Origin of the sequence: Bacillus swezeyi (genome assembly GCF_001969815.1) — a bacterium.
GTDB classification, from domain to species: Bacteria; Bacillota; Bacilli; order Bacillales; family Bacillaceae; genus Bacillus; species Bacillus swezeyi.
This window is the reverse complement of sequence record NZ_MRBK01000056.1, coordinates 1-8380: the sequence shown is the minus strand read 5'-3', so window position 1 is coordinate 8380 and position 8380 is coordinate 1. Positions and strand designations below refer to the sequence as shown.

Annotated in this window: 8 protein-coding genes and 1 other RNA gene; 1 reads left to right on the top strand and 8 read right to left on the bottom strand. The window is 45.4% G+C overall.

Annotated elements, in window-relative coordinates; translation table 11 throughout:
- Window positions 1–256: 256 nt before the first annotated feature.
- The 8 genes from BTA30_RS21585 to BTA30_RS21550 all read right to left on the bottom strand — a co-directional run bounded on the left by BTA30_RS21585 (window position 257) and on the right by BTA30_RS21550 (window position 7726).
- Window positions 257–1414, bottom strand: coding sequence for a THUMP domain-containing class I SAM-dependent RNA methyltransferase (locus BTA30_RS21585; protein ID WP_076763996.1), 1158 nt, complete (start codon window positions 1412–1414; stop codon window positions 257–259).
- A gap of 98 nt (window positions 1415–1512) precedes the next feature.
- Window positions 1513–1900, bottom strand: an RNA gene (gene rnpB, locus BTA30_RS21580) — RNase P RNA component class B.
- Between the two features lie 52 nt (window positions 1901–1952).
- Window positions 1953–2249: a cell division regulator GpsB gene (gene gpsB, locus BTA30_RS21575; protein WP_076763994.1), complete on the bottom strand. Its 297-nt coding sequence runs from the start codon at window positions 2247–2249 to the stop codon at window positions 1953–1955.
- A gap of 80 nt (window positions 2250–2329) precedes the next feature.
- The gene (locus tag BTA30_RS21570) at window positions 2330–2881 is read right to left on the bottom strand and encodes an SLOG family protein (protein ID WP_076763992.1); all 552 of its coding nucleotides are present in this window, start codon (window positions 2879–2881) and stop codon (window positions 2330–2332) included.
- A gap of 117 nt (window positions 2882–2998) precedes the next feature.
- Window positions 2999–3274 carry a CotD family spore coat protein gene (locus BTA30_RS21565; protein WP_076763991.1) on the bottom strand — a complete coding sequence of 92 codons (276 nt, stop codon included), beginning with the start codon at window positions 3272–3274 and terminating at the stop codon, window positions 2999–3001.
- Window positions 3275–3510: 236 nt separating this feature from the next.
- Window positions 3511–4836 carry a ribonuclease H-like domain-containing protein gene (locus BTA30_RS21560; protein ID WP_076763988.1) on the bottom strand — a complete coding sequence of 442 codons (1326 nt, stop codon included), beginning with the start codon at window positions 4834–4836 and terminating at the stop codon, window positions 3511–3513.
- A 7-nt stretch (window positions 4837–4843) separates the two neighbouring features.
- Window positions 4844–7087, bottom strand: coding sequence for a DEAD/DEAH box helicase (locus BTA30_RS21555; protein WP_076763998.1), 2244 nt, complete (start codon window positions 7085–7087; stop codon window positions 4844–4846).
- Between the two features lie 132 nt (window positions 7088–7219).
- Window positions 7220–7726: a PTS sugar transporter subunit IIA gene (locus BTA30_RS21550; RefSeq protein ID WP_076763986.1), complete on the bottom strand. Its 507-nt coding sequence runs from the start codon at window positions 7724–7726 to the stop codon at window positions 7220–7222.
- 176 nt (window positions 7727–7902) lie between these two features.
- Here BTA30_RS21550 and BTA30_RS21545 point away from each other — a divergent pair, with 176 nt between their 5' ends.
- Window positions 7903–8322, top strand: coding sequence for an Hsp20/alpha crystallin family protein (locus tag BTA30_RS21545; RefSeq protein WP_076763984.1), 420 nt, complete (start codon window positions 7903–7905; stop codon window positions 8320–8322).
- Window positions 8323–8380: the final 58 nt, after the last annotated feature.

Sequence of the window (8380 nt, the reverse complement as noted above, 5' to 3'; positions counted from 1 at the left end):
CCATGGAAAGAAAGACTGCTACTACTACGATCCTTGCAAAAAAGACTACGGCCATGACCATTGCAAGAAAGACTACTACTACCATGAGCCTTGCAAAAAGAAAAATGATTCATGGATTTATTAATGTTTCGTGTGTGTTCCTAAGGGGTCACATGCCTAAAACGGAACGCACGCATAAAAACCCCCGCTCTTTTAAGAGCGGGGGTTTTCATTTGGAACAAAAAGATCGTCGATGCTGCCGACAGCACAGCGACCATTACTTTGTATACTCTTTATTTGCTTTTAGCGGCCTTTTCCCCCAGTACTGATAATAGTCTGTTTTAATAAAGCCGTTAAAGAGCTTTCGTTTTTTTGTCGCTTTTTTTCCGTAGCATTCCTCAAATTGCTCATTTGAAGTCAGCATATAAACAGACCATGTATCAAGCCCTGAGAATGCTTTTCCCATGTCTTTGTACATGTTTTCAACCGCCTGTTTTTCGCCGAGGCGTTCGCCGTACGGCGGATTTCCAACAATCACGCCATATTCCTCTTTTGTCGTAAAATCCTTGACCTGCATTTGTTTAAAATGAATGATATCAGCGAGCCCCGCTTCTTCGGCATTTGCTTTTGAAATTTCAATCATGCGGTGGTCGAGATCATATCCGGAAATGGACAAAGGCTGATCATAATTCGCTTGTTCCTCCACTTCCATCCTCGCTTTATCCCAAAGTTCTTTTCCGATCCATTCCCATTTTTCAGAGGCAAAGTCCCTGTTGAATCCCGGCGCAATGTTTTGTCCGATCAGCGCCGCTTCGATCGGAATCGTTCCCGAACCGCAAAACGGATCAACAAACGGCCTGTCAGGGGTCCAGTTTGTCAGCAGAATAAGCGCAGCTGCAAGGGTTTCTTTCAACGGAGCTTCTCCCTGGTCTGTTCGATAACCCCGTTTATGCAGTCCGACTCCTGATGAATCAAGCGTAATCACTGCTTTATCTTTTAAAAGCGAGATTTCAATTTTGTATTCCGGACCTGTTTCCTCAAGCCACTCGTGTTGTTTTTGATATTGCGATTTCAGCTTGTCGGCAATCGCTTTTTTGACGATGCGCTGGCAGTCAGGTACGCTGGCCAGAACCGATTTCACTGATTTTCCCGCAACTGGAAATTTTGCATTTTCGGGAATAAAGGCACTCCAGTCGATGGCTTTCGTTTTTTCAAACAATTCATCAAATGTTTTCGCCGTAAACTCGGCAGCCTGTACTTTCACCCTGTCCGCTGTCCTCAGCCACAGATTGGCTCTGCAGATGGCGAGAGCATCCCCTTCAAAAACCACTTTTCCATTGTCAACGGTGCAGTCGTATCCGAGCTCCCGCACTTCTTTGGCGACGATCGCCTCGATTCCCATCGGCGCTGTTGCGATTAATTTAAAGGTTTTCATCATATCACCTGTTTTATGTATGTTTGTTTTTTACATGATAAAAGCTCTCCTATTGGCGGAGAGCTTATACATTGTCATCATAAATAGTGTGTGTAACGTTCTGTAAGCCATGTTTTGTTCCATCGTACTGCCATCGGCTTTTTCAGCCTCGTACTCAGGTGGTAATCATCTATCTACAGAGTCATCTCTGTCCTTCTTTCCGTTCATTTCCGTCCAGAAGGTTCCCCTACCAAAATTTGGGTTTCTCGCTCGAGGGGTTTACCGCGTTCCACTCCCACCATTTCTAGTGAGACTTCGTCACTGTGGCACTTTCAAGGATACTCAGCCATATCTGAAAAGACGTAGGCTTTTTTCCTGCCGTCAGCCTAAAAACAGGCTGCCCTAGCTTATGGTTTTGCTAGGCACGAACACTACGGGCATCTCAGCACCGTGCGAGCATGGACTTTCCTCTACAGATTCAAAGATCTGCAGCGATTACCCGAACGTTAAGACATCCACTATTATATCCTATATTTTTGTATAGGGCAAGGCTTTTTCATCAATCGTATAATTTACTACCAAACACATGTTTTTCCAAATTAGATAGTCGTTTCAAAATATCAAAATTGGTCGTATTGGATTGAGCAGGCTGTCTCTTGCTGGCTTCTTCCAGCTGTTTTTTCAAATGCAGGTTTTCCTGCTGCAATTCCTCGATTTCCTGATGGAAAGCTTCATAGTCTTTAATGACCATGTCCAGAAATTTGTCAACATCTTCCTGCTTGTAGCCTCTGACTCCTGTTTTAAATTCCTTTTCCAAAATTTCTTTAGCAGAAAGCTTCACTTTATCAGCAAGCATCTTTTTCACCTCATATCGTGAATCATCATCTTATATTTTTTCAGAAAACGTGTACGATGTCAAATTTTCTCTTCCACATTTTATTCTTCATAAAAGCTGTAATCTTCAACGGTCATTCTCAGATCATCCATCGTGATCATGTAGATCGGAAAATCGCGTTTTTCCCGGGCCTTTTTGGCCTCGTTCAGCATATAAACAGGCGAACCTTCCTTTTCTTCATCATAAAGGATCAGCAAGGCATCAGATTTTTCAATGAAAAACCGGTTTTTCTGCTTAAATTGAACCGGGCTTTCATAAGGCCTGTGCGTCAGGCTTTCTGTGTAATCGCTTTGGGCCAATACGGATTCATAATGTTCCTTATTCTGCTCATTCCACTTCTTTTCCTGCTCCAAAAAAGGCGTGATGACCGCTACTTTCAGATCCGGATATTCTTCCTGAAGGGAAAAAGCGACTTCCGCCGCCCATAATTCTGCCCCCAGCTGCCCTGAGATCAGAATCCATTCCAGCCCTTCATCAAGCAAAGCAAGAATCCGGTTTTCAATCGCTTTTTTTATGTAAAAAAGGGCTTGATCATCGTGTTTAAAAATCCCCATTTCAAACGGTTTGTACCCTGTGACAGCCAACACTTTCATTTTATCACCTGCTAAAAAAATGGGGCTTTGATCCGCCCCATTTTTTTCAAGATATTCTGCTTGCTACACAAAACCGGCCTTGATACACCCTGACAAAACTTCCTTCGTCCGCTGCGATTAGTAAGGGCCCATTCCCATTCCAGGTCCTGGCATCGGTCCTGCTCCCGGTCCCTGCATTGGGCCGGGTCCTGGGCTGACAAAGTGCTGATGAGATGCTTCGTTGACAGATGATTGAGTCTGCGGATAGTAATGGACGTGCTGAAAATGCTGATGATTAATATTGGTTGCGTGCTGCGGATGAATGTGCGGTACAACAGTATTGCTTTGCGTATGGTTGTAGCAGCATTGAGTCGGATGAACAATCGGCTTCATCATGTGTGGTTTACAGTGCATGAACAAATCCCCTTTCTTAAAGCTTCTATATACACTATTAAACTATGAAGCAAGAGGGAAACATGTACTAATATAAAAACCTATTTTAAAAGTAAGCCATAAAGCTTTCCTTGAAATTAGTCAAAACAAATACAATAAACAGTACAACGATAAAAAACAAATAAAACAGCCCCTTATACATATCGACGCTCCCTTCAAACATTTCTAACGTTTATTCTACAAGAATTGATCAGTTTCTACAATTCAAAACGTTCTTTACATGTTTGCCGGCGAACATCGTCGCTTACTGCGCTTGCCCGGGGAATATTTCGCCCGTATTTCCGCAGCAGCCGCCGTTGGCGGAAATCAAGAGCGTCCGCTTCCCTTTCAGTCAGCACAAGCTCTCCTGTGCCGTATTGGCCATGAAACTTGCGGGTTATTTCCAAAGCAGCCGGGATATCCCGTACTTGATGCTCAAAATATTTGGCCAGTTCGATGCCCGCTCGGAAGGCGGTTTTCCCGTCAGCTCCATTTTGCAGCTTCAGCCAGAGCCCGGCGGCTTTTTCCAGCATGCCTTGCTTTTTATATTGCATTGATAAATCGAAGGACGCCCGTTCAGACTGTTCAAAAGACTTGAGCTCAAGCTCTTTTAACTGCTCTGTCGCAAGCTCTGTTTCTTGATTGGCGATGAGCCACTTGGCCATCGCGTATTTTTCATTTGCTTCCGCCGTCTGATCAGGGGAAAGGATCTTCTTCGATATATGGATATAAAGCGTAATTAAAGAAAGCACATCAAGCTCATTGTGATGCAAAACGCCCTCGATGATTTCCGGCCGTTCTTCCTTTAAAAATTGAAAATAAATCATCGGTGCCAAATATCCCGGCGTATCCTCTGTTCTGATGACGCCCAGCTCCTCCTTTTCGACGGTGCTCAAAGAAACGCGATCGAGTTTATGCTTCCAGAGCCGGCGTGCCCCGTGAAGCAAGTCAAAGTGGCCGAAATCCGGCAATTCAGGAACCCTGTCTCGGATCAGCGTATGCCTCGTTTTGACCTGAGGCCAATCGAACGCTTTTCCGTTGTAGGTAACAAGTGATTGAATATCGACTTCACTCAGAAAACTGTGATAAAGGGCCGCTTCGTTTCCGGGTTTGGGCAGCAGATGCTGTTTGACGACGACTCGATCTTCATACACTCTGGCATGGCCGAGCAAAAAGATCGTATTGCCGGCTCCTCCACCGAGCCCTGTCGTTTCTGTATCAAAGAAAAAAAGCTGGCTCGGGTTGTACCCTTTGCTTGAAAGAACGTGTGAAACACCGCTCTCGTTCCATTTGCTGACTGTGTCGTGAAGCTCTGCAAACGAGTAGTTCCCGTGAACATGTGTCAGCGGATAAACCACTTCGCGGATCAGGCAGCAGCACTCTTCAAACACATATGGCCTGACGCCGAGTGCAGCCCATTCTTTGTCAAATGAAAGAGGCGGGGCTGATAACGTTTGAGAAGAAGAGCCGGCATCTTTCCCGTCTCTTTTTTCTGTATTTCCCAGGTGATGTTTATAGCGGTTAAGCTTTCTTTTTAAAGACATCTATACCTCAACCTTTCCAGCCTTTTAAAAGACGCAAAGCATTGTCTTTTGTCTGATTGCTCTCACCGTGGACTCCGATGCATGACGGGCATCCAAAACGACACGGACATTTGGCAATCAGCTGGTGCGCTTCACTGATAATTTGCGGCATTTGCTCATAAACCTTTTGGGACAAACCGACGCCTCCGGGATAACGGTCATATAAAAAGATCGTCGGCTTTTCATTATGAACCGCTTTAATTTGCGGAAAAACATGCAGATCAGACGGATCGCACATCACCTTGAGAGCGGCGACATAGCCGATAACATTTGCGGCCCCCAATAAAGCTTCTTCCAGTTTGATCTCGTTCCAATTTCGGCGTTCTTCATCATTGAGCTGCACCCAAGCCGCATTTGTGTGCAGTTCTTCTTCAGGCAGGTGGATCGGTCCGGAGCCGATATTTTCATGTGTTTCAAATTTTATTTTTTTGAAAATAGTCGCTTTTGCCTGGACTGTCACATCGCCAAAACCGAAAGCTGCGGCATCTGTTTGTCTCGTCTTGTCAATTTCAAGCACTTTCAGCAAAACGGCAAGATTTGCGTCTGTATAATAATCGGTTTTGACTTCGCGGACGAACGCTTTTTTCTCCTCCCAATCCAGCTTCTCAACCTGATACTGAACCCCTTGATGCAAATAGACCGCTTCATCGTGCAGCAGTGTCATCGCACTGAACCTGTCCATCTCGCCGATCACTTTCGCCTTCTCGCGGCTTGACTGGTCAATGATGACGACATTTTCCTGTGAAGCCGACCGCAGGCTGATGCCATGAGCCGGAAAAGCGTCATTCATCCAATGGTAGGTTTCCCCGCTTAAGTGAAGCACCCTTTCTTCAGTCAAATATTCTAGAATATCTTCGATCTCCGTCTCGCCGAATGTCTCGGTTCGCTTAAAAGGCAGTTCAAAAGCGGCGCATTTAATATGATCAACGAGGATCACAAGGTTATCCGGATTAATGACAGCCGTCTCGGGATTTTGTTTAAAGAAATAGTCGGGATTTTGCACAATATACTGATCGAGCGGCGCTGAGCTTGCGACCATGACGATCAGCGCTTCATTATGCCTTCTTCCGGCCCGGCCCGCCTGCTGCCAGGCGCTTGAGATCGTCCCCGGATATCCCGTCATGATACAGGTTTGCAGCTGGCCGATATCAACGCCTAGTTCAAGTGCATTCGTGCTGACAACGCCTTTGATTTCCCCGCTGCGAAGCCCTTTTTCAATGAGGCGCCGTTCGTTTGGGAGATATCCTCCTCTGTATCCTTGGATCGAGTGGGTGCCGACAATCGGCTTCATGACTTCCTGCAAGTACGTCAATATAATTTCTACGCGGACTCTGCTTCTCGCAAAAACAATCGTTTGAATCTGGTTTTGCAAAAATTCAGAGGCGAGCTTTCTGACTTCTAATGTGGCGCTTTTTCTAATGTTCAGCGAGCGGTTGACAATCGGCGGGTTGTAAAATAAAAAGTGTTTTCTTCCCGCGGGTGCACCGTTGTTTGCGATAAGGTGCATCGGCCGCCCTGTGAGCGTCTCAGCAAGCTCCAAAGGATTGGCGATTGTCGCCGATGTACAAATGAACTGGGGCTTCGACCCATAAAATTCGCAGATGCGCATCAGCCGTCTGATGACGTTGGCTACATGACTTCCGAAAACACCGCGGTAAACGTGAAGCTCATCAATCACGATATATTTCAGGTTTTCAAACAATGATACCCATTTTGTATGATGGGGCAAAATCGCCGAATGAAGCATGTCCGGGTTTGTGATGACGATATGGCCGGCTTTTCTGACCTTCTGCCTGATCGCAGGCGATGTATCTCCGTCGTACGTATAACAGTTGATGGATGCGCCGATCTCATCGATCAACTCATTAAGCTCGCTTTTTTGATCCTGTGACAAAGCCTTTGTAGGAAAAAGGTACAATGCCCGAGCATCTGGATCTTCTGTCATCCGCTGAACGACAGGCAGATTGTAGCAGAGGGTTTTTCCCGACGCTGTCGGCGTCACAAGCGTGACGTTTTTGCCGCTCTGACTGTGCGAGAACGCGTCAGCCTGATGGGAGTACAGCTTTTCAATCCCCCTTTTATGTAAAGCATGAACGATTTTTTCATGCAAATGCTCCGGAAAATCGCGGTCATCCGCTTCTTTTTCCTCGATTGTATGCCAATGAACAATTTGTTTGCTGAAAGCTTCGTCTTCTTTCAGAAACTGAATCATTTCGGTTAAATTTCGTTTTTGAAACAACGCTGTCACCTCTTCTCTTTTATTTTAGCGAATGTCAGTTCGTTCTGGAAGAGGTGAATATGAAGAAAAATAAAAAGCAGAGAAGCGCTCTCTGCCTTTTCTGATTCACTTGACTTTAAGCTCCATCAGCTTTGTCTCGCTTTTTTTCGCCTTTTCCTCTTCATGCTTTGTAATGCGCTCCAGCACATCGCCGTTCATAATGACGATCGGCGTAATCGTGCTGCTCGCTTTCTCCTTGATCAGCTCCAAGTCGCATGTCATGATAGGATCGCCGACTTTTACTTTGTCGCCTTCTTTGACATGGGCGGTAAAGCCTTCTCCTTCCATAGCAACGGTTTCCAGTCCGATGTGGATCAAGAGCTCCACTCCAGACAATGAGCGAATGCCGATGGCATGCTTTGTATGGAACAGCTGGATCACTTCACCGTCAACCGGTGATACGATCTCGCCGCTGGAAGGTTCGACTGCTATTCCGTCACCCATCATCTTTTGAGAAAAAACGGGATCCGGCACTTTCGAAAGTTCCAATACTTGTCCGTCAACGGGTGAAAAAACGGTTTCTTCTTTCACTTCATCCTGTTTTTGACCAATACCGAATAATTTTTTCAGCAATACAATTGGGCTCCTTTCAATATGCCTCTTTATGCTTGCTGTAAAAAGAGGGACAGATTGAATATTAATTCTTTAGATTCCCCACTATTTAACCACACTTTCCATTTCCCATCAATTGATAACCATATCAACTGCCCTTGCATAAGCTGAAAATAAAAAATCCGAGGTGATGGAGAATGGATTCCAAGGAAAACGACAGCCATTCACTCAGCAAAAAAGACGATTTTCAAGAAGCCGTAGAACAATTATTTTACGCCTCTCCTTTTCACGAAATATTGAATTCGTTCCAAAAGCTCATATCTGACCAGCTTGAGAATTCAAGCATTTCGATGAACATCAGAGACGAAAAAGGAGGGCTCTATGTCGATATTACCGTCCCTGAGTCATTTCAAAATGGCGACATCATGATCGAGGCGAAATCAAGGTATCTGCATGTCGCATTAAAAGAGGCGGCGCAAAACGGGGATTCGGCATCATTTACAAGCCTGTCAAGAACTGTTCTGCTTCCGTATCCTGTGCGTGAAGAAACGATGAAAACTGCGTGGAATCGCAACGTTCTCACCATATCATTTCCAGACGCAAAAAAGCATGAATGATCTTCATCCATGCTCAGCGTGTCGTCAAACCCTCGCACTCGTTGTCAGGCCTGCTGAG